This is a genomic window from Corynebacterium gottingense, assembly GCF_002285125.1.
Lineage (GTDB): Bacteria > Actinomycetota > Actinomycetes > Mycobacteriales > Mycobacteriaceae > Corynebacterium > Corynebacterium gottingense.
Map to the genome: position 1 here is coordinate 252,016 of NZ_NSGN01000002.1, position 19,549 is coordinate 271,564.

20 protein-coding genes are annotated in these 19,549 nt (G+C 67.9%); 8 read left to right on the forward strand and 12 right to left on the reverse strand.

From position 1 onward, the window contains the following. Nucleotides 1–42 precede the first annotated feature (42 nt). The 4 genes from CKJ82_RS03325 (at nucleotide 43) to CKJ82_RS03340 (ending at nucleotide 4,319) form a co-directional block, all read left to right on the forward strand. Nucleotides 43–1,449 carry an amino acid permease gene (locus CKJ82_RS03325; protein WP_420838543.1) on the forward strand — a complete coding sequence of 469 codons (1,407 nt, stop codon included), beginning with the start codon at nucleotides 43–45 and terminating at the stop codon, nucleotides 1,447–1,449. Continuing rightward, the gene (locus CKJ82_RS03330) at nucleotides 1,446–2,846 is read left to right on the forward strand and encodes an amino acid permease (protein WP_095537007.1); all 1,401 of its coding nucleotides are present in this window, start codon (nucleotides 1,446–1,448) and stop codon (nucleotides 2,844–2,846) included. The genes CKJ82_RS03325 and CKJ82_RS03330 overlap by 4 nt, the downstream gene beginning before the upstream one ends. Before the next feature lie 5 nt (nucleotides 2,847–2,851). Then, on the forward strand, nucleotides 2,852–3,817 hold the full coding sequence (gene dapD / locus CKJ82_RS03335) for a 2,3,4,5-tetrahydropyridine-2,6-dicarboxylate N-succinyltransferase (RefSeq protein WP_095537008.1): 966 nt from the start codon (nucleotides 2,852–2,854) through the stop codon (nucleotides 3,815–3,817). Between the two features lie 88 nt (nucleotides 3,818–3,905). Beyond that, entirely contained in the window at nucleotides 3,906–4,319 is a 414-nt protein-coding gene (locus CKJ82_RS03340; RefSeq protein WP_133064003.1) for a GNAT family N-acetyltransferase, read from the forward strand. Here the strand turns inward: CKJ82_RS03340 and CKJ82_RS03345 are convergent. The 7 genes from CKJ82_RS03345 to typA all read right to left on the reverse strand — a co-directional run bounded on the left by CKJ82_RS03345 (nucleotide 4,308) and on the right by typA (nucleotide 11,322). Then, nucleotides 4,308–4,889 (reverse strand): GtrA family protein, encoded by a 582-nt coding sequence (locus CKJ82_RS03345; protein ID WP_369825007.1) that lies wholly within the window; start codon nucleotides 4,887–4,889, stop codon nucleotides 4,308–4,310. The two genes, CKJ82_RS03340 and CKJ82_RS03345, sit on opposite strands and share 12 nt — an antisense overlap. A gap of 104 nt (nucleotides 4,890–4,993) precedes the next feature. Next, nucleotides 4,994–6,097 (reverse strand): succinyldiaminopimelate transaminase, encoded by a 1,104-nt coding sequence (dapC, locus tag CKJ82_RS03350; protein WP_095537009.1) that lies wholly within the window; start codon nucleotides 6,095–6,097, stop codon nucleotides 4,994–4,996. A 4-nt stretch (nucleotides 6,098–6,101) separates the two neighbouring features. Beyond that, on the reverse strand, nucleotides 6,102–6,425 hold the full coding sequence (fdxA, locus tag CKJ82_RS03355; RefSeq protein WP_095537010.1) for a ferredoxin: 324 nt from the start codon (nucleotides 6,423–6,425) through the stop codon (nucleotides 6,102–6,104). A 13-nt stretch (nucleotides 6,426–6,438) separates the two neighbouring features. Next, entirely contained in the window at nucleotides 6,439–6,804 is a 366-nt protein-coding gene (locus CKJ82_RS03360) for a hypothetical protein (protein ID WP_095276197.1), read from the reverse strand. 11 nt (nucleotides 6,805–6,815) lie between these two features. Continuing rightward, on the reverse strand, nucleotides 6,816–7,697 hold the full coding sequence (gene mshB, locus CKJ82_RS03365; RefSeq protein ID WP_095537011.1) for an N-acetyl-1-D-myo-inositol-2-amino-2-deoxy-alpha-D-glucopyranoside deacetylase: 882 nt from the start codon (nucleotides 7,695–7,697) through the stop codon (nucleotides 6,816–6,818). Between the two features lie 50 nt (nucleotides 7,698–7,747). Next, entirely contained in the window at nucleotides 7,748–9,394 is a 1,647-nt protein-coding gene (locus CKJ82_RS03370; RefSeq protein WP_095537012.1) for an ABC transporter family substrate-binding protein, read from the reverse strand. 11 nt (nucleotides 9,395–9,405) lie between these two features. Then, the gene (gene typA / locus CKJ82_RS03375; protein WP_095275818.1) at nucleotides 9,406–11,322 is read right to left on the reverse strand and encodes a translational GTPase TypA; all 1,917 of its coding nucleotides are present in this window, start codon (nucleotides 11,320–11,322) and stop codon (nucleotides 9,406–9,408) included. 239 nt (nucleotides 11,323–11,561) lie between these two features. On the opposite strand from typA, the gene CKJ82_RS03380 reads away from it, so the two are divergent. Further along, complete coding sequence (locus CKJ82_RS03380) at nucleotides 11,562–12,248, forward strand: Rv1157c family protein (RefSeq protein WP_095537013.1); 687 nt, start codon at nucleotides 11,562–11,564, stop codon at nucleotides 12,246–12,248. A gap of 5 nt (nucleotides 12,249–12,253) precedes the next feature. Beyond that, the gene (locus tag CKJ82_RS03385) at nucleotides 12,254–12,790 is read left to right on the forward strand and encodes a ribonuclease FAU-1 family protein (RefSeq protein WP_095275813.1); all 537 of its coding nucleotides are present in this window, start codon (nucleotides 12,254–12,256) and stop codon (nucleotides 12,788–12,790) included. Here the strand turns inward: CKJ82_RS03385 and CKJ82_RS03390 are convergent. The 4 genes from CKJ82_RS03390 to CKJ82_RS03405 are packed head-to-tail and all read right to left on the reverse strand — an operon-like array spanning nucleotide 12,787 to nucleotide 15,962. Next, a complete protein-coding gene (locus tag CKJ82_RS03390; RefSeq protein ID WP_095537014.1) occupies nucleotides 12,787–13,254 on the reverse strand; it encodes a nucleoside/nucleotide kinase family protein in 468 nt (155 codons plus the stop codon). The genes CKJ82_RS03385 and CKJ82_RS03390 overlap by 4 nt on opposite strands. Beyond that, nucleotides 13,255–14,016 (reverse strand): energy-coupling factor transporter transmembrane component T family protein, encoded by a 762-nt coding sequence (locus CKJ82_RS03395; protein WP_095537015.1) that lies wholly within the window; start codon nucleotides 14,014–14,016, stop codon nucleotides 13,255–13,257. Beyond that, nucleotides 14,013–15,338, reverse strand: coding sequence for an ABC transporter ATP-binding protein (locus CKJ82_RS03400; RefSeq protein WP_095537016.1), 1,326 nt, complete (start codon nucleotides 15,336–15,338; stop codon nucleotides 14,013–14,015). Before CKJ82_RS03400 ends, CKJ82_RS03395 begins: the two co-directional genes overlap by 4 nt. Then, nucleotides 15,339–15,962, reverse strand: coding sequence for an ECF transporter S component (locus CKJ82_RS03405; protein WP_095537068.1), 624 nt, complete (start codon nucleotides 15,960–15,962; stop codon nucleotides 15,339–15,341). It lies immediately after the preceding gene. 218 nt (nucleotides 15,963–16,180) lie between these two features. On the opposite strand from CKJ82_RS03405, the gene CKJ82_RS03410 reads away from it, so the two are divergent. Together CKJ82_RS03410 and CKJ82_RS03415 are read left to right on the forward strand one after the other, a co-directional pair. Beyond that, complete coding sequence (locus CKJ82_RS03410; protein WP_095537017.1) at nucleotides 16,181–17,125, forward strand: DUF808 domain-containing protein; 945 nt, start codon at nucleotides 16,181–16,183, stop codon at nucleotides 17,123–17,125. 60 nt (nucleotides 17,126–17,185) lie between these two features. Further along, nucleotides 17,186–18,382 carry a hypothetical protein gene (locus CKJ82_RS03415; RefSeq protein WP_095537018.1) on the forward strand — a complete coding sequence of 399 codons (1,197 nt, stop codon included), beginning with the start codon at nucleotides 17,186–17,188 and terminating at the stop codon, nucleotides 18,380–18,382. 11 nt (nucleotides 18,383–18,393) lie between these two features. Here CKJ82_RS03415 and CKJ82_RS03420 read toward each other — a convergent pair whose 3' ends face one another. Further along, entirely contained in the window at nucleotides 18,394–19,470 is a 1,077-nt protein-coding gene (locus CKJ82_RS03420) for an HNH endonuclease signature motif containing protein (protein WP_133064004.1), read from the reverse strand. Between the last annotated feature and the right edge of the window lie 79 nt (nucleotides 19,471–19,549).

Sequence of the window (19,549 nt, forward strand, 5' to 3'; positions counted from 1 at the left end):
AAGACCATGTCTTCTCAGGATTCCCCTGGCAGCGCGTCGGTCATCGCACCGACTTCTGCCTCCGTCTCGCTTGAGCGTGGCCTCAAAACCCGCCATCTGACCATGATGGGGCTCGGTTCCGCAATCGGCGCCGGGCTCTTCCTCGGTACCGGCGTGGGCATCGCCGCTGCCGGGCCAGCGGTGATCATCGCCTACCTCATCGCCGGCGCGATCACCGTGTGCATCATGCAGATGCTTGCAGAGATGGTGGCGGCGCGGCCGTCCTCCGGCACCTTTTCCACCTACGCGGAGCAGGCACTCGGCCCCTGGGCCGGGTTTGCCATCGGCTGGCTGTACTGGTTCATGATGATCATGATCATGGCCGTGGAGATCACCGGCGCCTCCGCCATCATCGCCGCCTGGTTTGGCATCTCGCCGTGGATCCCGGCGCTCGTGGCCATCGTGGTGTTTACCGTGATCAACTTCGCCGCGGTGAAGAATTTCGGGGAATTCGAGTTCTGGTTCGCCCTCATCAAGGTCTCCGTCATCATCGCGTTCCTGATCCTGGGCGTGGCACTGTGGCTCGGTCTGCTGCCCGGCACCAGTTTCGTCGGCACAAGCAACATCGCCGAGGTCGGGTTCATGCCCAACGGCTGGGGCGGCGTGGCCACCGCCATGCTCGCCGTCGCATTCGCCTTCGGCGGCATCGAGCTGGTCACCATCGCCGCCGCCGAGTCGGAAGACCCCGAGGTGGCGGTCCACGCCGCGATCCGCTCCATCATCTGGCGCATCGGCTTCTTCTACATCGGCTCCGTGCTGCTCATCGTCATGCTGCTGCCGTTCGGGCAGATCGGCGGAGCCGAGGACGCCTCCGAGTCCCCCTTCACCGCCGTTCTCCACCTGGCCAACGTCCCGGGCGCGGTGGGCATCATGGAGGTCGTCATCGTGGTTGCGCTGCTGTCGGCGTGCAATACGCAGATCTACGGCTCCTCCCGCTTTCTGCACAACCTGGCGCTGCGCGGCGACGCCCCGCAGATGTTTGCCACCACGGACACGCGCGGGGTGCCCATGCGCGCGGTCATCGTCTCCGTCTGCTTCGGGTTCGGCGCCGTCGCCCTGCAGTACTGGAACCCACCGGGGCTGCTCGCATTCCTGCTCAACGCGGTCGGCGGCTGCCTGATCGTGATCTGGTTTGCCATCAGCTTCTCCTTCCTGCGCCTCCACCCGCGACTCGTGGCCACGGGCGAGATCACGCAGGTGCACATGTGGGCGCCGTCCGTGCTGCCCTGGGCGACCATCGCGCTCGCTGCAGCGCTCGTCGTCCTCATGCTCACCACACCCGACGGGCGCACGCAGCTACTCGCGGTGGCCGTCGTCGTCGGCGTGGCCGCCATTGCAGGTGTGCTGTGGACGCGCACCGACTCCTTCCGCATCAACGCCGCGAAGGCGGCCGAAAGGAACATCCGATGAGCAGCGCTACCACCCACAACGGCCCTGATTCCGAGCTCGGCACCGGCCTGAAATCGCGCCACCTCACGCTGATGGGCCTTGGGATGGCCGTCGGCGCCGGCCTCTTCCTGGGCGTCGGCGAGGGCATCCGCGCCGCCGGCCCCGCCATCCTGATCGCCTACTTTATCGCGGGGCTCATCGTGGTCGCCGTGATGCGCATGCTCGGAGAAATGGCGGCGTCGCGCCCCTCCTCCGGCTCGTTTGCCACCTACGGGCGTCAGGCGTTCGGCCACTGGGCCGGGTTCCTGCTCGGCTGGCTGTACTGGTTCCTGCTCATCATGGTCGGCGGCGCAGAGATCACCGGCGCCGCCGCGATCATGGGCGGCTGGTTCGGCGTCCCCCAGTGGATCCCCGCGCTCGTCGCGGTGGTGTTCTTCGCCGTGGTCAACCTGGCACAGGTAAAAGGCTTCGGCGAGTTTGAGTACTGGTTTGCCATGATCAAGATCGTGGTCATCATGGGCTTTTTGGTCATTGGTGCCCTCCTCTTCTTGGGCGTGCTGCCGGGCAGCGACTTTGTCGGGCTCACCCACGTGAAGGAATCCGGCTTTGCGCCGAACGGCATCCCGGGTATCGCCGCCGGCTTGCTCGCCGTCGCCTTCGCATTCGGCGGCATCGAGGTCGTCACCATCGCGGCGGCTGAGTCCGAAAACCCCGCCCAGGCCGTGAAGAACGCGGTCAACTCCATTATCTGGCGTATCGCGCTGTTCTACGTCGGCTCCGTCGTGGTGATCATCCTCCTACTGCCCTACGCGCAGATCGACGCCGCCGATTCCGCCGCGGACTCGCCGTTTACCCAGGTCTTGTCCATGGCAAACCTGCCCGGTGTTGTCGGTTTCATGGAAGTCGTGATCGTGCTCGCGCTGCTCTCGGCGTTCAACGCGCAGATCTTCGGCACCTCTCGCCTGGCGTATCAGCAAGCGCTCGAGGGCGACGCCCCGAAGTGGCTTGCCAAGACCAACGCGAGTGGCGTCCCCTTCAACTCGGTGCTGGTTTCCATGTTCTTCGCGTTCGTCGCGGTCGGTCTGCAGTGGTGGAACCCGCCGGGGCTGCTCAGCTTCCTCATGAACGCGGTCGGCGGCTGCCTCATCGTCACCTGGATCATGATCACGCTGAGCTACATCCGCCTGCGCCCGGAAATGCGCGCGGGCGAAGGCCATTCCGCCGTCGAGGTACAAGGTGGGATGTTCGTGCCGTGGGCTACGCTCGCCGCCCTGCTCGCGCTCGTGGGGCTCATGCTTATCGACGCCTCCGCGCGCGGTCAGATCCTCGCCGTCCTTATCGTTTCCGCAGCACTTGTTGTCGCGTCCCTATTCACACGGGGCAGGGCTGCAGCGCTCCGACAGGATGATCTAAGCTAACAGGCATGACTTCAGCGATTGCCCGTGGAATTGCCACGGTGACCCATGATGGCACTGTCCTCGACGTCTGGTACCCCGCCCCCAAGCTGGGCGAGCCCGTGACGGGAACCGGCACCACCCGCCTGGAGGAGGAAGACCCGCGCTTCTCCCACCTGGTCGGCCCCGACGAGGACCGCGGCGTGGCACGCGTCCCCGTCGAGACCCAGATCGCTGACATCAACGAGCCGGCGATCGACGCCTACGATGTCTACCTCCGCCTGCACCTGCTCTCCCACCGCCTGGTCAAGCCGCACGGCGCGAACATGGACGGCGTGTTCGGTCTGCTCGCCAACGTGGTGTGGACCAACTACGGCCCCTGCGAGGTCTCCGACTTCCAGATGACCCGCGGCCGCCTCGCCGCCCGCGGCCCCGTCATCGTCTACTCCGTGGACAAGTTCCCCCGCATGGTCGACTACGTCGTCCCCGCCGGTGTGCGCATCGGCGACGCCGACCGCATCCGCCTCGGCGCCCACCTCGCCGAGGGCACCACCGTGATGCACGAGGGCTTTGTCAACTTCAACGCCGGCACGCTCGGCGCCTCCATGGTCGAGGGCCGCATCTCCGCCGGCGTGACCGTCGGCGACGGCACCGACATCGGCGGCGGCGCCTCCATCATGGGCACCCTGTCCGGCGGTGGCAAGGAAACCATCACCCTCGGCGAGCGCTGCCTGCTCGGCGCGAACGCGGGTATTGGCATCTCGCTTGGCGACGACTGCGTGGTCGAAGCCGGCCTCTACGTCACCGCAGGCGCGAAGGTCGTGCTCACCGCCGAGGTTGCCGAGGCGCTGGGCAAGGAGCCAGGCACCGAGATCAAGGCGCTCGAGCTCTCCGGCGCCAACGGCCTACAGTTCCGCCGCAACTCCACCTCCGGAGCCATCGAGGTCGTTGCCGCAAAGGGCATCGAGCTCAACGAGGCGCTGCACGCCAACTAGCACTTCCTGGTGGCCGCCGCGCGACGACGCACTCGTCGACGGCGGCCTTACCCTTTTGCCGTGGTCCCATGTACACACTGTCCCTGGTGTGCGCGAGGACCTCTTCGCTGCCTCCACTGATGATCGAATGGTTGAGTGGACCACTGTGCCTTCGCCGTTCACCGAGGAGATGCTCGACGAATTCCTCACCCACGTTCCAGATGGCGTGTTTCGGTGGGCGTTAGTGGTGGACGCTCGATACGCGGGCAACATCGAACTGCGCCTCGAGCCAGACGGCGCGGCGAACTTTGGTTACAACACCGCACCATGGGCACGCGGACGTGGCCTCATGACGCGCGCGGTGCGCCTCGTGACTGATCATGCCTTTGCGCGCGGGGCCGAGACGCTCAAGATCGAGATGCTTCCGGGCAACTCCGCCTCTCGCCACGTCGCGGAAAGCAACGGCTACACGTTCGCGGTTGAACATGGCCGCCACCTGCAATACCGCAGGTCACGCAGCTGAGATCTCCTTCGGCTTCCTGAAAGCCCAGACCTTGTTGATGATGAAGTTCACCGGCATCGCGATCAAGGTGGACAACGCCTGCGCCCAATACGACTTGGTGCGCAAGCCTGTGGAGTCGTCGAGGATGTGATCCGGCAGCGCGATCGGCGAGTTCGGGTTCATGAACAGCGTTATAAACGTCAGCGACACCAAAAACGCAATACCACCGGTCGCGAGGAACGGAAAGAAGCCGGCAAACCAGTTGCGCTGCTCGAGCTTGCGGAAGGTCCAGGAACGGTTGAGTTGGTAATTCCACACGTTCGCCAGCAGGAACGCGATGGTGGACATGACGTGGTACCAGCGCACATTAAATCGCGTGCCCGGGATCGCCACCAGTGCGTCTGCCTCGTGCAGATCCCAGCCGGCGTCGAGCGCCTTCTTCGCAAGGTAGAACACCACCAGGTTGACCACAACGCCGGAGCCGCCGACCACACCGAACTTGAAAAACTCCCGCAGCCCGGTGGCCACGCGTTGCCCTTTGGTCGGTGGGGTGGCTCGCTGCTCCCCCGGGGTGATGTGCGACTTCGACACGCGCGCATGCCTCCTTCAACTACGCCAACGGCCACGTACTAACCTGTCCAGTCTAGTACGTGGCCGTCTGTGAAAGAAAAACGCGAAAACTGCGTCGCCCGCTATTAGTCCTGCAGGCGCGCCACCGCAGCGTCGATACGCGCGTCCGGGGCAGTGAGCCCAATGCGCACGTGCTGCTCCCCCGCCGGTCCGTAGAAGTCGCCCGGAGCGGCCAGGATCCCGCGCTCAGCGAGCCAGTCGAGTGTGTCGCGCGCACCCATGCCCTCGCGGCACGACCACAGGTACAGGCCGGCCTCAGAATGGTCGACGGTGAAACCGCTGTCCACGAGCGCAGCGAGCAACGTGGCGCGTCGCTTCGCGTAGGTGGCGGCTTGGAGCTGCTCATGCGCGTCGTCGATAAGCGCGGCCCGCATGGCGTGCTGCACGGGCCCGGGCACCATGAGCCCGGAATGCTTGCGCACGAACAGGAGCTCCTGCACCAAGTCTGTATCGCCCGCGATCCAGCCCGCGCGATACGATGCCAAATTCGACGTCTTCGACAGCGAGTGCAGCGCAAGCAGACCAGTCATATCCTCGCCGCAGACACGCGGATCGAGGATGCTCACCGGCTCAGCAGACCACGGCAGGCCCAGGTAGCACTCGTCGGACGCAATGATCGCGCCCGTGTCGCGGGAGAACTCCACCCACTCGCGCATCTCGGCAACGCTCATCACCCGGCCGGATGGATTCGACGGCGAGTTGATAAACGCAAGCGCCGCCCCCTCGACCGGAGTATCGGAACGCACCGGCTCCGCACCGGCGAGCAGCGCGCCGACCTCGTAGGTGGGGTACGCAAGTTCCGGGATGATCACTTTCTGGCCGGCCAGCCCCAACAGCGTCGGCAGCCAGGCTATAGCCTCTTTCGTGCCGATAACGGGCAAGACCGAGCGCTCGTCAAGGCCGGTGACCGCGAAACGTCGCGCCATCGCGCCCACAATCGCCTCGCGCAGCTCCGGCGTACCCACCGTCTGCGGGTAGCCGGGCTCGGCCGCGTGCTCGACTAACGCGAGCTGGATCGACGGCGCGACGTCGTCGACCGGGGTGCCCACAGAGAGGTCGATAATACCGTCGGGGTGCGCGGCCGCCTTCGCCTTGACCTCGGCGATGGTGTCCCAAGGAAACTCCGGCAGGCGCTGACCAAGGGGCTGACGCTTGGGCGTAACCGGCATACGCCTAGTCCTGGTTCTGGGGCGGCAGCGCGTCTACAAACGGGTGGTCGTAGCCGGTCGGGCCCGTCTTGGCCGCGCCGCCTGGGGAGCCCAGCTTGTCAAAGAAGCTGACGTTGACGTCGTAGTACTCCGACCACTCGTCCGGGGTGTCGTCCTCGTAGAAGATGGCCTCGACGGGGCAAGCCGGCTCGCACGCGCCGCAGTCAACGCACTCGTCCGGGTGGATGTAGAGCATGCGCTTGCCTTCATAGATGCAGTCGACGGGGCACTCCTCGACGCAGCTGCGGTCCAGCACGTCCACGCATGGTTGAGCAATCACGTAAGTCATGCTGTCCAGTATGTCACTTCGCTCGGAGCATCGGGAAAACGCCACCCAAAATTCCGGCGAACAGCAGGAGCAACGTCAGAATATTATCCGGCACGAGCTGCGGGCCGCCAGCTGGAAGCACGAACATGAGGGCGAAGAACCCGCCCAGCCACACCGCCAGGGGTACGAAGGCGATCCACGCTCCACCGCGCGCCCACAACCGGGCGGTCCTGGTCAGCACCACATTGAACGCGAGCGCCACCAGCACCGTCGCGGGCACGGGGACGCTGCCCACGCGCGCGCCCAGGTAGACCACCTCAAGCAGCAGTGACACCAGCGCGCCGATGCCCAGCCACACCATCGCGGCGACGACCTCGCCGCGCGAGTAGTCCGTGCGCACGGCCGGCTCCGTCACCGAGCCAGACCCCCGAGCACCCCGTCCTCCGGGCGCTCAATCGGCACGCCCGCGCCAAGCTGGAAGTGCTCGTACGGCTGAATCGGCTGCACGATGAGGTTGGACAACGCGTAGTACACCACCGGCCCCTGCCCCACGACCGAGTGCGGGTTGGTGGCGCTGGTGCGCCCGTCCGCGATCCACAGCTGGGTGGCGTGCGCGCGCATCGCCGCCACCTTCGCGCTGTACGCGGTGTGGGAAAGCCGCACCGCGACGTCGGAATGCGCAACGCCGTCGAGCTCGCCGTCCTCCGGCAGCCGCCAGCCTTCCGGAGCCTCGGCGGGAAGCAGCGCGTTGGTCTCCTCCGCCAGCCGCACTGCCCACAGGATGCGCGGCACGCCAACCTGCTCGGCGGCCGCGTGCGCAATCTCGTGCGCGCGGATGTGGTCGGGGTGCCCGTACCCACCGTCCGGTCCGTAGGTCAGCACCAGGTGCGGCCGCTCGGCCTCGAGCAGGGCAGCAAGCTTATCGACGCACCCCTGCCCCCCATGCACAAACGCCCGCGGATTCTCGTGCGCCTTGGACCCGGCCATCCCGCTGTCCCGGTAGCAGCCCGCGCCGCCGAGGAACGCGCCGCGCACGCCCATCGCCGCGAGCGACTCCTGCAGCTCCCGGATCCGGAAGCCCCCGAGCTGGTCGGCGTGGTCCACGGTGAGCTGCTGGTAGGGCTCGCCGATGACCTCGCCTTCCTCCCCCAGCGTGCAGGTCACCACAAGCACGTCCGCCCCGCGGGCCGCCAGGTCCGCGAGCGTGCCGCCCATCGTGATCGCCTCGTCGTCCGGGTGTGCGTGGACCGCCACCACGCGGTAGCCGGCGAGGTCCCTGTTGGTGGTGTGCATTGTCTACTCCTTGCGTTGAATTGGTTTGGGCGGCGTGCGCTGCTCGGCTGCTACTCAGTGCCGGTGAGCGTCCACTGCGCGGCGCTCGACAGGCCTTGGTTCCATCGTTGCAGGTCCGCGTCGGGGCCGTCGATTGTAGTCCCGAGCGCCAGGATGCGGCGCTCCCGCACCACCGGCACCCAGAGCACCTCCTGCTGCTCGATGTCGGCGACGCGCCGCGCCGCCTCGCCTTGGCCCACCTCGCCGGAAAGGATGGCGCTGGCCAGTAGCTGGTTTTCCTGCGTGCACAGCCCGGAAACGTTCTCCTCCAGGTACTTGCCTGTCGGGCAGGCCACGCGCCCGGCCAGCTGGGTGGTGGTCCCCGCGTCGTACCGCCACCCCACCAGCACGTCAACGTTGCCATCGGGCATGCTGCTGGACAGCAGCGACGCGGTATCGGTGGACACGACGCTCGCGCGCACTCCGCGGCCGTTGAGGATGTCCGCGAGCGAGCGCGCCGCGGCGGACGCGGCCGTGTCGGAGGCGTCCACGCCGATGCGCAGCGGCCGGTACTTCTCCACGAACTGTTGCAGCCGCACAGGCTCGCCTTCCAGGGGCGGGGTAGGCTCGGCTGGGTCCAGGTCCGCGGAGCGGCCGGCGCTGATGGGGGCGAGCAGTGGAACGTCGATAAGCGAGCGAAGCTCCTCGCGCATCCCGCGGGACAGGCCCGAGTTCACTGACACGTTCACGCCGAGCGTGCGCGGGGTGCTGATCAGGCGCGTCTGCGTTGATGGCAGCAGGTCGAGCACTCGCGACGACGTCTCTTGCGGCGTCTTGTCCAGGAACGCGAGCTGGCCCGCGCGCAGCTGGTCCGCAACCTGGGTGGTCGTGCGCACCTCCTGGAGGTTAATGATGTCAATCTGCGCGGGCGACTCGCCCCAAAACCTGTCGTTGCGGTTGAGCGTGACGGTGCCGCGGCCGCGGTCCACCTCACGCACCATGTAGCGGCCGGCCGACGCCGGGATCGTGTCGTGCAGCGCCGCGCGGAAGTCCGACGCGTCCGCCGCGAAGAGGTGCGCGGGAAGCAGGTGCTGGAACAGGCTCTGCCACTGCCCCACCGGGCGGGCGAAGTCCACGTCGACGACCTTTCCGCCGTCGCCGCTGACGCGCACGCCCACGATCGCGTCGTAGCCTTCCGCGTCGATCGCGCCCGGGGTGTGCGACATCCCGCGCCACAGGTAGGCGAAGTCAGCGCCGGTAATCGGCGTGCCGTCGGACCACTGTGCCTCCGGCGCGATGACGTAGCGCACCGTCATGGCGTAGCTCGAGGTGGGCAGCCGCGTCGCCGCGACGAGCAGCTCGTCGTTGCGGACGCCGTCCACAAACGCGCTGGGCAGCACGAGGTTGGCAATGCTGCGCACCATCGCGGACTCGTCGGCGCGCAGGTGCGGGTTCAGGCCGTTGCGCAGCGTGTCCGTGCCGACCGTGATCTGGGTCCGCTCGGGGCCTTGCGTGGGCTTGCTTGTCGACGTCTCCTCGTCCGGCTCCGCGGCACCGTCACCAGCATCGTTGGCGCTGGTGTCGCCGCCGGGGGCGTCCTGCACCTCGGCGGGGTCCACCAGTGGCGGCGGACCTGGGTTGGCGGCGCACCCGGCACTCCCCGCGAGCAGCAGCGCTGCGCCGAACGCGGCACACCACCTGCGTGCGGGGACGTGCATGGGGAGACCGCTTACTTGTTCTTTGCCTTCGCGCGGGAACGTGCGCGGCCGCGCTCGGTGGCGTCGAGGATGATCTTGCGCACGCGCATGGCCTCCGGGGCAACCTCGACGCACTCGTCGTCGTCACAGAACTCGATGGCCTCGTCCAGGGACAGGGTGCGCGCCTTCGCCAGGGTGACGGTCGCGTCCGCGGTGGCGGAGCGCATGTTGGTCAGCTTCTTTTCCTTGGTGATGTTGACGTCCATGTCCTCGTCGCGGTTGTTCGCGCCGACGACCATGCCCTCGTACGCCTCGGCGCCCGGCTCGACGAAGAAGTCGCCACGGTCCGCGAGGTTCTGCAGCGCGTACGCGGTGACCTGGCCGGAGCGGTCGGCCACGAGCGAGCCGGTCGGGCGGCCCTTGATCTCGCCGGCCCACTGGCGGTGCTCGATGGAGTACGAGTTGGCAATGCCAGCGCCGCGGGTCTCGGTGAGGAAGGTGGTGCGGAAGCCGATGAGGCCGCGCGACGGCACGTCGAACTCCATGCGGACCCAGTCGCCGGAACCGGCGTTGCCCATGGTGGTCATCTGGCCCTTGCGGTTGGCCATGAGCTGGGTGACGGCACCCTGGTGCTCGGACGGGACGTCAATGATCATGTGGTCGTACGGCTCGTAGGTCTTGCCGTCGACCTCCTTGGTCACCACCTGCGGCTTGCCCACGGTGAGCTCGAAGCCCTCGCGGCGCATCGTCTCAATGAGCACGGTCAGCGCCATCTCGCCACGGCCCTGGACCTCCCAGGCGTCCGGGCGCTCGGTCGGCAGCACCTTAATGGAGACGTTACCGATGAGCTCCTGGTCGAGTCGGGCCTTGACCATACGCGCGGTGAGCTTGTCGCCGCCGTTACGGCCGGCCATCGGGGAGGTGTTCACGCCGATGGTCATGGAGATCGCCGGGTCATCGATCTTGATGCGCGGCAGCGGCTCGACGTGCTCCGGGTCGCACAGCGTATCGCCGATCATGATCTCGTCGATACCGGAGACTGCGGCGATGTCGCCGGCGACCACGTCGTCGGTCGCCGGGACGCGGTCGAGCCCCTCGGTGACCAGCAGCTCGGCGATCTTCACGTTCTTCACGTGCTGCTCGCCCTCGGCGTCGTAGTGGACCCACGCGACGGTGTCGCCCTTCTTCACGGTGCCCTTGTACACGCGGATCAGCGCGATACGGCCGAGGAAGGAGGAGGAGTCCAGGTTGGTCACCTGGGCCTGCAGCGGCGCGTCGATCTCGGCGGACGGCTCCGGCAGGGTGTCGTAAATGACGTCGAAGAGCGGCTGGAGGTCCTCATTCTCCGGGACATTGCCGTTGCCCGGGTTCTCCAGCGACGCGCGGCCCTCGCGGCCGGAGGCGTAGAGCACCGGCAACTCGAGCAGGTTCTCGGCGGCCTCTGCGGCCTCCGGGTCTTCCAGGGACGCGCCGAGCTCGAGGAGAAGGTCCTGTGCTTCCTCCACGACTTCGTCGATACGCGCGTCCGGGCGGTCGGTCTTGTTCACGCAGATGATCACCGGCTTCTTGGCCTCGAGGGCCTTGCCAAGGACGAAGCGGGTCTGCGGGAGGGGGCCCTCGGAGGCGTCGATAAGCAGCACCACGCCGTCCACCATGGACAGGCCGCGCTCGACCTCGCCGCCGAAGTCGGCGTGGCCCGGGGTGTCGATAACGTTGATGACCAGGTCGCGGCCGTCCTTGCCCTTGCCCTTACGGCGAATCGCCGTGTTCTTGGCCAGGATGGTGATGCCACGCTCGGATTCAAGCTCGCCGGAGTCCATCACACGGTCGCCGTGCTCGCCGTGGTCGCCGAACACACCGGACTGCTCCAGCATGCCGTTCACCAGGGTGGTCTTGCCGTGGTCAACGTGGGCGACGATGGCGACGTTACGAAATTCAGGATGCGACACTGATCCGGTGCTCCTTATACATAGGCGGTAGAACGCTTAAACCTTACCCCTGCCGCGCCCAACGCGCACGTTTGGAGCATTTCGCTTATCGACGCCCCTCCACCCCACCTTGACAGTGTGACAAAAGTGACTACTGTTGCTGTAGTTGCGCAAGGTGCGGGTGTGTTGCGCGCGTTCGTGCGCGCCAGACCCCGCGTCGAGCCCCCAGCCCCGAGACCCCGAAGGAAGACGTCACCGCCGTGCGAACCACCGCCATCGCCGCTGCTAGCGCACTTGCCGCCGCCACGCTCGCCGTCGCCCCGGCCGCGCACGCCGCTCCCTCCGCGGGGCCCGTCACCGTCGGCTCCACGACGTCCTCCAACCCGCTCGACACGCTGGGCCGCCCGAACGACGAGACCATTGCGCGCGTCGAGGCGTTTGCCAGCCAGCCGTTCGTCCCCGCTGACGCGGCCAACCTGCTGCGCACCGCCCTCGCCTTCTACGCCGGGCAAGGCGAGCTCGGCGGCCCCGAGCTGCCGCAGGACGCGCCCGCGTTCACGCAGTTCGCCTGGCCGACCGTCTCCTCCAACTGCATCGGCCCTGGTATGCACTCCACTGCTTCCGCGCTCGTGGTCCCCGGCCCCGCCACGAGCCCCCAGCCTGGCGCCGCCGCGGGCGAGGCCACATTCGTCTTCACGGCGCTCGGCACGCCGGCGGCAGCGCAGGACCAGAGCCTCATGAATGCGTATTGGATCAACCTCGACAATTTCCGCACCGGTGTAACGCCGTTGGGCAACCACGGGATAAACCCGACAGGACCGACCACCTTGTCCGGCACCGCCGCGACAGGCGCCGGCCGCGTCCTGGCAGTCATTGACGGCAGTGCCCGCACCGCCGACAACGTCTGCAAGTTCGCCCCCACCGCAGCTAGTTTCCACGTGAGGTAGTAACCATGAGCGCCGACCTTCACCCCGTGAAGCAGGAAAGCTTCGACACCACGTCGAACACCAACACCGACCCGAAGGGCTTCCTCCGCGAGGTGGACACGTACAAGGTGACGGACTTCGGCCTCTACATGGCCCGCGGCGCGAACCACCCCCGCTTCGGCTACCTGGAGAGTTGGCTGCTGCCCGAGCTTGGTCTGCGCGCCAACATCTTCCACTTCCGCGAGGGCGCGGAGAAGGAGCAAGACTTCTACTTCGACGTCGCGGACATTGACGTTGACGGCGACGTCTGGCGCACCCGCGACCTCTACGTCGACCTTGTGTCGCTGACCGGCAACCCGATCGACGTCGTGGACATCGACGAGCTCGCCGCCGCCTGCTCCGCCGGCCTCATCACCGCCGAAGAAGCCGAAAAGGCGATCGACGTCACCCTTCGCGCGGTCGAGGGCATCACTCGCCACGACGACGACGCGATGGAGTGGCTCCGCGCCCTCGGCATCGAGCTCACCTGGGCCGACGAGGTCGAGCTCACACCGGCCGGCTAAACGCGCCGCACCTCCACGTCCACCGGAACGCAGGCGAGCTGCGCCTCCTGCGCGGCCCACATGTCCCAATACTCGGCGTAGTACGGGTCGCGTGCAAGCGCCCGCCGCTTGCGCAAGCTATCGTCGGCGCTCACCCGCAGCGTATCCACGTTCCCTCGCGCCCGGGCCTTGCCTATCGACGCCCACGTGACCGCCCCCACCCCCTCCACAATCACATCCGCGCGCGGGTCAAGGGGCACCCACTCCCCTCGCCTGTCGCGCTCCCAGTCCCACCGCCAGTATCCGGGCGCGACCGGGTCGAGCACGTCGCGGGCCACCATCGCCGCCCCCTCCGCGAGGCCCGACCAGCCGGGATAAAAGTCGTCCAGGTGCACCACGCGGATGCCGAGCGCGGCGCCAATCTGGTTGGCCAGCGAGGTCTTTCCGGCGCCGGAGGGGCCGTCGATAAGCAGCGTGTACGGCACTTAGCCCACCGCCCACACCGGGCGAAACTCCCCCGTCGCCCACGCCGCGCCGAGCGCGACGGCGGCGAGCGCCACGCACACCGCCAGCACCACCCAGTCGCGAGCATGCATCTTCGACTCTCGAGCCCACGTGCGCGTCCCCGACCGCCCGAACGCACGCGCCTCCATGGCGGTGGCGAGCTTGCCGGCGCGGCGCAGCGACATGACCAGCAGGCCAAACGCCAGCGAAAACGCGTAGCGAACCCGGTTCATGTCCGCGATCCCGCGCGAACGACGCGCGCGTCGCATCGCCTCCACGTCCTCGCGCAGCAGCGTGAGCATGCGCAGCGCGGCGACCGACCCCAGCACAAACCGCGCCGGCAGGCGCAGCACCTGGGCAAGCCCGTCGCCAAGATCCGTCGGATCCACGTCGGCGGAGAGCACCACCACCGGCAGCGCCACCGCCAGCACGCGCAACGTAATCGCCCACGCCAGCGACACCGACAGCTCCGAGACCTGGATCAGCCCGTAGTCCAGGTAGACCTCGCCGCCCGACTGGCCGTACAGCGCCATCGGGATGCCCGCGACCGGGGCGAGCAGGAGAATCGGCCAGGCGCGGCGCGCGAACCTGCCGTAGCCCACCCCGCACAGCGGCGCGAGCACGAGCGTCGCCACGATCGCGACGGTCGCGGAGACCCAGTCGATGCTCACCAACAGCGGCGTGGTCAGCAGCGCAAGGCCCAGGATGCGCGTGACCGGGTTCATCCCCTCGAGGAGGTTCACGATGCAGCCTCCAACCGGATGATGTGGTCGCCGAGCGAGTCGATGAACACCTCGTCGTGCGTAATCGACACCACCGTCACACCCACCTCGGTGAGCTCGCGGATCAGGCGCGCCAGCTCGGCGAAGGTGCGGTCGTCTTGGCCGAACGTGGGCTCGTCGAAAAGCACGAGGCTCGGCGCGTTGACCAGCGCGGTCGCCACCGACAGCCGCCGCTTCTCCCCACCCGAGAGGGTAAACGGGTTCGCGCCGACGAGATGCTCGAGGCGCAGCCGCCGCAACAGCTCGTCGATGCGCGCCTGCGACGCGCCGGACAGCGCCATCTCCTCGCGCACCGTCGAGGTGACAAATTGGTGCTCCGGTTCCTGGAAGACGAAGCCGATGCGCTCGGCAAGCTGCGCCGACTTCCACCGGATCGCGGGCGTGGTCAGCCCGCGGGTGATCGAGTCCGCGTAGGCGATCTCGCCAACCTTCGGCGCGTCCAGGCCCGCCAGCACGTGCGCGAGCGTCGTCTTGCCCGCGCCGTTCGGCCCCGTGATCACGGTCGACGCACCCTCGGGGATGGCCAGGTCGGGCTGCCGGCCTACGCGGGTGTGCACGCCGCGCGCCGTCAGCGCCGCTGGAGTTGCGCTCGGCACGCCGCGTGCGGGAGGCAGCTGCGGGGCGCCGGGCAGCTTGTCGACGCCCACCTCTTCCACCCCTCCGTCACCCAAGTGCAACACGCGCGTGGCGAAGTGCGCCCACGGCCGCGGGCGGTGCTCCACGACGATGAGCGTGGCGCCGGTGTCGTTGCACACCCGCTCCACCGCAGCGATGACCTCGTCGCGGCCCGCGGGGTCCAGGTTGGCGGTCGGCTCGTCGAGGATGAGGATGTCCGCGCCCATCGCCAGCACGCCGGCGAGCGCGAGGCGCTGCTTCTGCCCGCCCGAGAGGTAGGCGGTGTTGTGATCCAGCGGCACGTCAAGGCCCACTGCGTCGAGGGAGGCGCGCACGCGCTGCCAGATCTCCTCGCGGGGCACGCCGAGGTTCTCCGCGCCGAAGGCTACGTCGTCGCCCACGCGGGTGAGGATGGTCTGCGCCTCCGGGTCCTGCATCACCATGCCGACCGTGCCGTCGACGCTCAGCGTGCCGGTGCTATGGCCGTCCTCGTCGTCGCCGCTCGCCAGACCGGCGAGCACGGCAAGCAGCGTCGACTTCCCGGAGCCGGAGTCGCCGGTGAGGATGACGCGCTCTCCGCGCTCGATGCGCAGGTCCACGCCCGTGAACGCGGGCTCGGCGCGGGTGGCGTACTGGTAGCTCAGGCCCTCGGCCAGGATCGCGGGCATCTAGCGGCCCGGGTTCGGCGCGCCTGCCTGTGCACGCAGCCGTTCACGGCCCGCGCCGAAGCGATCAAGCGCGCCGGTCTTCGCCAGCGCCTTGACCAGGACAAAGCCGAGCAGGCCCGCGAGCACCGCGCCGGAGATGGCCGTGCACACGAGGTAGATCAGGTTGTAGCTCAGGCTCATCGCCAGGTTCCCGGAGGTGAACAGCTCGAGCACGAACGCGCCCACGCCCGCACCGATGCCAGAGAGCACCGCAACGTCCAGCGAGAAGCGCTTGTACATAAAGATGAGGAAGATGAGCTCCGCGCCGAGGCCCTGGGCCAGGCCGGAGTACACGGTCTCGATCGCCCACTGGCTGCCCAGCAGCGCGGAGACCGACGCCGCGAGTACCTCCACGAACACGGCCGCGCCCGGCTTGCGGATGATAAGCCCGCCCAGCACGCCGCCGATCAGCCAGATGCCGGTAAACAGGCCGCCGAGGCCGGGGGTGACGGCGTCGATAGCCTTGTAGCCCGCGTAGCCCACGCCGTTCCACAGCACAAACAGCAGGCCACAAGCCACGCCGAGGACGGCGGCGGTGACAATGTCGATCACGCGCCAGGAGTTGGATTTCGGTGCCGCAGTCATGCGAATCTTCCTTCCTTATCGCCGGTATTACCCGGATCAGGTTCGACGGTTTACCGCGTATCGCGGAATCTCAGCCAGGCGCGCGCCCAGCTCCCGTGTAGTGCATCATCAGCGTACCCGAGCGCAACGGGGCCGCCGGAACCGCCCGATTCGTGTGGAGTGGGCGGGGCGGGTGATCGTCGATAAGCTTGGAGCGCTGTCAACAGAAAGGTAAGAATATGGCTGGTGGACTCCTCGCACTGCTTGACGACGTCGCGCTCATCGCGCGCACCGCCGCGGCATCAACAGACGACGTGGCCGCAATGACCGCGAAAACCTCGAGCAAGGCGGTCGGCGTCATCATCGACGACGCCGCCGTGACCCCGCAGTACGTCTCCGGCGTCACGCCCGCGCGCGAGCTGCCGATGATCTGGAAGATCACCAAGGGCTCGCTGCGCAACAAGCTGCTCATCATCCTGCCGATCGCGCTGCTGCTCAACGCGGTCGCGCCGTGGGCGCTCGTGCCGCTGCTCATGGTCGGCGGCACCTACCTCTGCTTCGAGGGCGCCGAAAAGATCGTGCACAAGCTCACCGCCGACGACAAGGCCGAGCAGGAGCGCGCGGCGAACAAGTCGGCTGCGGACGAAGACTCGCTGGTGAAGTCCGCCATTACGACAGACCTCATCCTCAGCGCTGAGATCATGATCATCTCGCTCGATGAGGTCGCCGACCAGCCCATCTGGATGGAAGCCGCCGTCCTCATCGCGGTGGGCATCTTCCTCACCGTGCTGGTCTACGGTGCCGTTGCGCTGCTGGTGAAAGTCGACGACATCGGCCACGGCATGATCGAACGCGGCCGCACGCCAGGACTCGGCCGCGCGCTGGTCAAGGGCATGCCGTACGTGCTCGCCGCAATCGGCATCATCGGCACCGTCGCCATGCTGTGGGTCGGCGGCCACCTCATCATCCGCGGCTTCCACGAGGTCTTCGGCTGGCACTGGCCGCACGACCTCATCGAGCGCGGCGTCGAGGCCGTCGGCGGCGGCGCGCTCGGCTGGCTCGTCGACACCGGCATCTCCCTGGTCACCGGCCTCATCGTGGGGCTCATCGTGCTGGCCATTGTCTCCGGCGTGAAGAAGGTGCTGCCGTCTCGCGACAAGGAAGCGGGGCACCAGGCCGCGTAGTGTGTCGGAGCGCCTAAAGTAAACGGCAACGAACGACACAAGCCGAAGGAGGCCAAGGCCGTGGGACTCCAGCGCTACCCCCTCTCCCCCGCTATCTGGGGCGCGGGCGAAGAGATCCGGCTCACCCACGTGGTGCAGGCCGCGCTCTTCACCGACTTCGACGCCAACCGCGCCACCTCGTACATCGACGTCGACCTCGAGGCGAACCCGCTGACCGGGTCATGGCGCGTCCGCTACAACGGCGCGGTGATCGGCACCGTCCCCGCCGAGGACCGCGCCCGCTTCCCCGACATCGAGCGCGTGCACAAGTCGCTGCTCCGCCCGGGCACGACCGCAGAGCTGCGGTTCAACGCCGCCACCGGCCAGTTCGACGTGGCCGTGATCCTGCCGCCGACCCAGCTCGCCGTGCCGCGCAACGACACACCCGCCGGTGCGTGGGTCCTCCCGCCCGGCGACATGATGGTCATCGACACCGCCGCGGGCGAGTTCTCCGCCGAGGAGCTGGAGATGCTCTCCCCCGGCCAGTGGCTCGTGGCCCTGCACCGCATCGCCGACACCGTCGTCGCGGTCTACGACGGCCGCGTGCTCGGCGGCTTCACCGGCGACGACGCGCTCGACCTCGTCGAGTTCGTCGAAGAAGCCACGGCCCTCGGCGCCCCAGAGGTCTACGCCAGAGCAGTGCTTATCGACGCCATGGCCGCCCTCGATGTCGCCTCACCGGGCGAAGGGCCCGTACTCGTCCCCGCGCTGAGCGTCCCCGACACGCGCCCGCGCCGCCCCTGGTCCGTGGTCGACTTCCCCGACGGCTCGTGGGCTGTCACCGTGGAACACGACTACGCGACGGACCCAGACGAGGAGGTCAAGCCGCTGCACACGGCGCGCTACGTCTCGCTCACCGGCGGCGACCGTCCGGCCGAGATGGCGGCGCCGACGGAGATTTTCGGCATCGTCGACGACACTCCCGCCCCCGACCCGGAACCGGAACCGGCACCGGCACCAGCGCCAGCACCGGAACCGGACCCCACGCCAACCGAATCGTTCGCGGACCTGCACAGCGCGCGGCTCGCGGGGTTCGCGCCCCAGCACTCGTGGAGCGGCGCGGGCGACTACCTCACTGAGGTGGAGAAGGTGCAGCTGCGCCGCCAGCAGCGCGCGCAGGCGGCGTCGGGCCTCGAGGCCGAGGGGCACCACCGCGCCCCCGACCGCACGCTGCAGCATTTCATAGCAGAGCGCGACGGAGTCACGCCGGCCGACTAGGCGGGCGTGTGTCAGATGTGAGCGAGGCGTTGTTCGCGTCTGTCGGGGTCGGCGTGATCAACCCCGCCGGGTATTCGATACCCGGTCGGGCTCTGCCAGGTGACGCGCCCGCGGTGCCGGTGCATCCTGCCGCGTCCTGGCCTGCCGTTTTGCCGATTATGATATGTACATAACCAACACAGGTTCCCAATCTCTGTGCTTCCCCCGTCAGCCCACTCGGTGAGGTGGTGCGCCTCGGAGACATCCGCCGGCTGGTGGCAATCCGCCCAGGCGCACGTCGGCCCGTCCGCACTCATCAACAGCCGCAGCTCCCGGGTCGCCCGCCTCGGGTTGGCCGGGTCATCCCCGGCAAGGGTGGTCGCATACAGGTTGACCGGCCCGTCAGTCGGCGAGATCAGCGCGATGTAGCCCGCCTTGTCGAGCTTCCGGTTGACCAACTCGGCACCGTCAAGCCACTCGCCGTTAGTCAGCTGGACTTGGATCTCGGCGGCGTTGTCGGGGTGGGTGCGCCAGGCGGCGAACTCGCCGATGTCCATGTTAAGCACCGTGGTCACCGCAGGTGCGGCAGCACGGGTGGTGGCATCACCGGTCAACCAGGCTGCCGGGTCGGGGCGTGCTGCGTGGTAGGCGGCGAGCACGTCGCTGGTACGCCCCGTCACGTGCAGGGTGGACAGTCCCTTGTCGTGGTAGGTGATGCTCGCCTTCGGCGCCCGCGGCGCCGGTGGGGCAAGCTTCTTCTTCAGTTTCTTCGCCTCGCGCATGATGGTGCGCAAATCGCCGTCGGTCTCGCACAGGGCGCGGCGGTATTTCCAGCGATCCGCATCCTTGGTCAGGCTGCGAGACGAGCGGGCGATAAAAGCGAGGGTGTCGACTCGGTGGCCGCGGTCGCGGGCGGCGTCGACGCAAGCGGTCTGGGCCCGGCGGTTGCGCACTGGGGCGAAGAAGACCTCGGCGGCGGTGGCAAGTTGGGCGGCGCGGTCGGGGTCCATGCCGCGGGAGATGAGGGTCTCGGCGCTCGACGACGCGGCCGCGGCAACAAGGTCGATGCCGCGGCTGTCGAGGGTGATCAGGTCGTCGAGAAGCGTCATGCCACACACCATAAACCTGTGTGAGCTGCGGGTTCAATGGTTTGTGAGAAGGATTCCACTTTCGGCCGAGCAGGGAACC

Bases quoted from the DNA above. Each gene is read 5' to 3' on its own strand.
- CKJ82_RS03330 (WP_095537007.1), top strand. From the start codon at position 1,446: ATGAGCAGCGCTACCACCCACAACGGCCCTGATTCCGAGCTCGGCACC.
- dapD (WP_095537008.1), top strand. From the start codon at position 2,852: ATGACTTCAGCGATTGCCCGTGGAATTGCCACGGTGACCCATGATGGC.
- dapC (WP_095537009.1), bottom strand. From the start codon at position 6,097: ATGCCGGTTACGCCCAAGCGTCAGCCCCTTGGTCAGCGCCTGCCGGAG.
- fdxA (WP_095537010.1), bottom strand. From the start codon at position 6,425: ATGACTTACGTGATTGCTCAACCATGCGTGGACGTGCTGGACCGCAGC.
- mshB (WP_095537011.1), bottom strand. From the start codon at position 7,697: ATGCACACCACCAACAGGGACCTCGCCGGCTACCGCGTGGTGGCGGTC.
- CKJ82_RS03370 (WP_095537012.1), bottom strand. From the start codon at position 9,394: ATGCACGTCCCCGCACGCAGGTGGTGTGCCGCGTTCGGCGCAGCGCTG.
- CKJ82_RS03385 (WP_095275813.1), top strand. From the start codon at position 12,254: ATGAGCGCCGACCTTCACCCCGTGAAGCAGGAAAGCTTCGACACCACG.
- CKJ82_RS03400 (WP_095537016.1), bottom strand. From the start codon at position 15,338: ATGCCCGCGATCCTGGCCGAGGGCCTGAGCTACCAGTACGCCACCCGC.
- CKJ82_RS03405 (WP_095537068.1), bottom strand. From the start codon at position 15,962: ATGACTGCGGCACCGAAATCCAACTCCTGGCGCGTGATCGACATTGTC.
- CKJ82_RS03410 (WP_095537017.1), top strand. From the start codon at position 16,181: ATGGCTGGTGGACTCCTCGCACTGCTTGACGACGTCGCGCTCATCGCG.
- CKJ82_RS03420 (WP_133064004.1), bottom strand. From the start codon at position 19,470: ATGACGCTTCTCGACGACCTGATCACCCTCGACAGCCGCGGCATCGAC.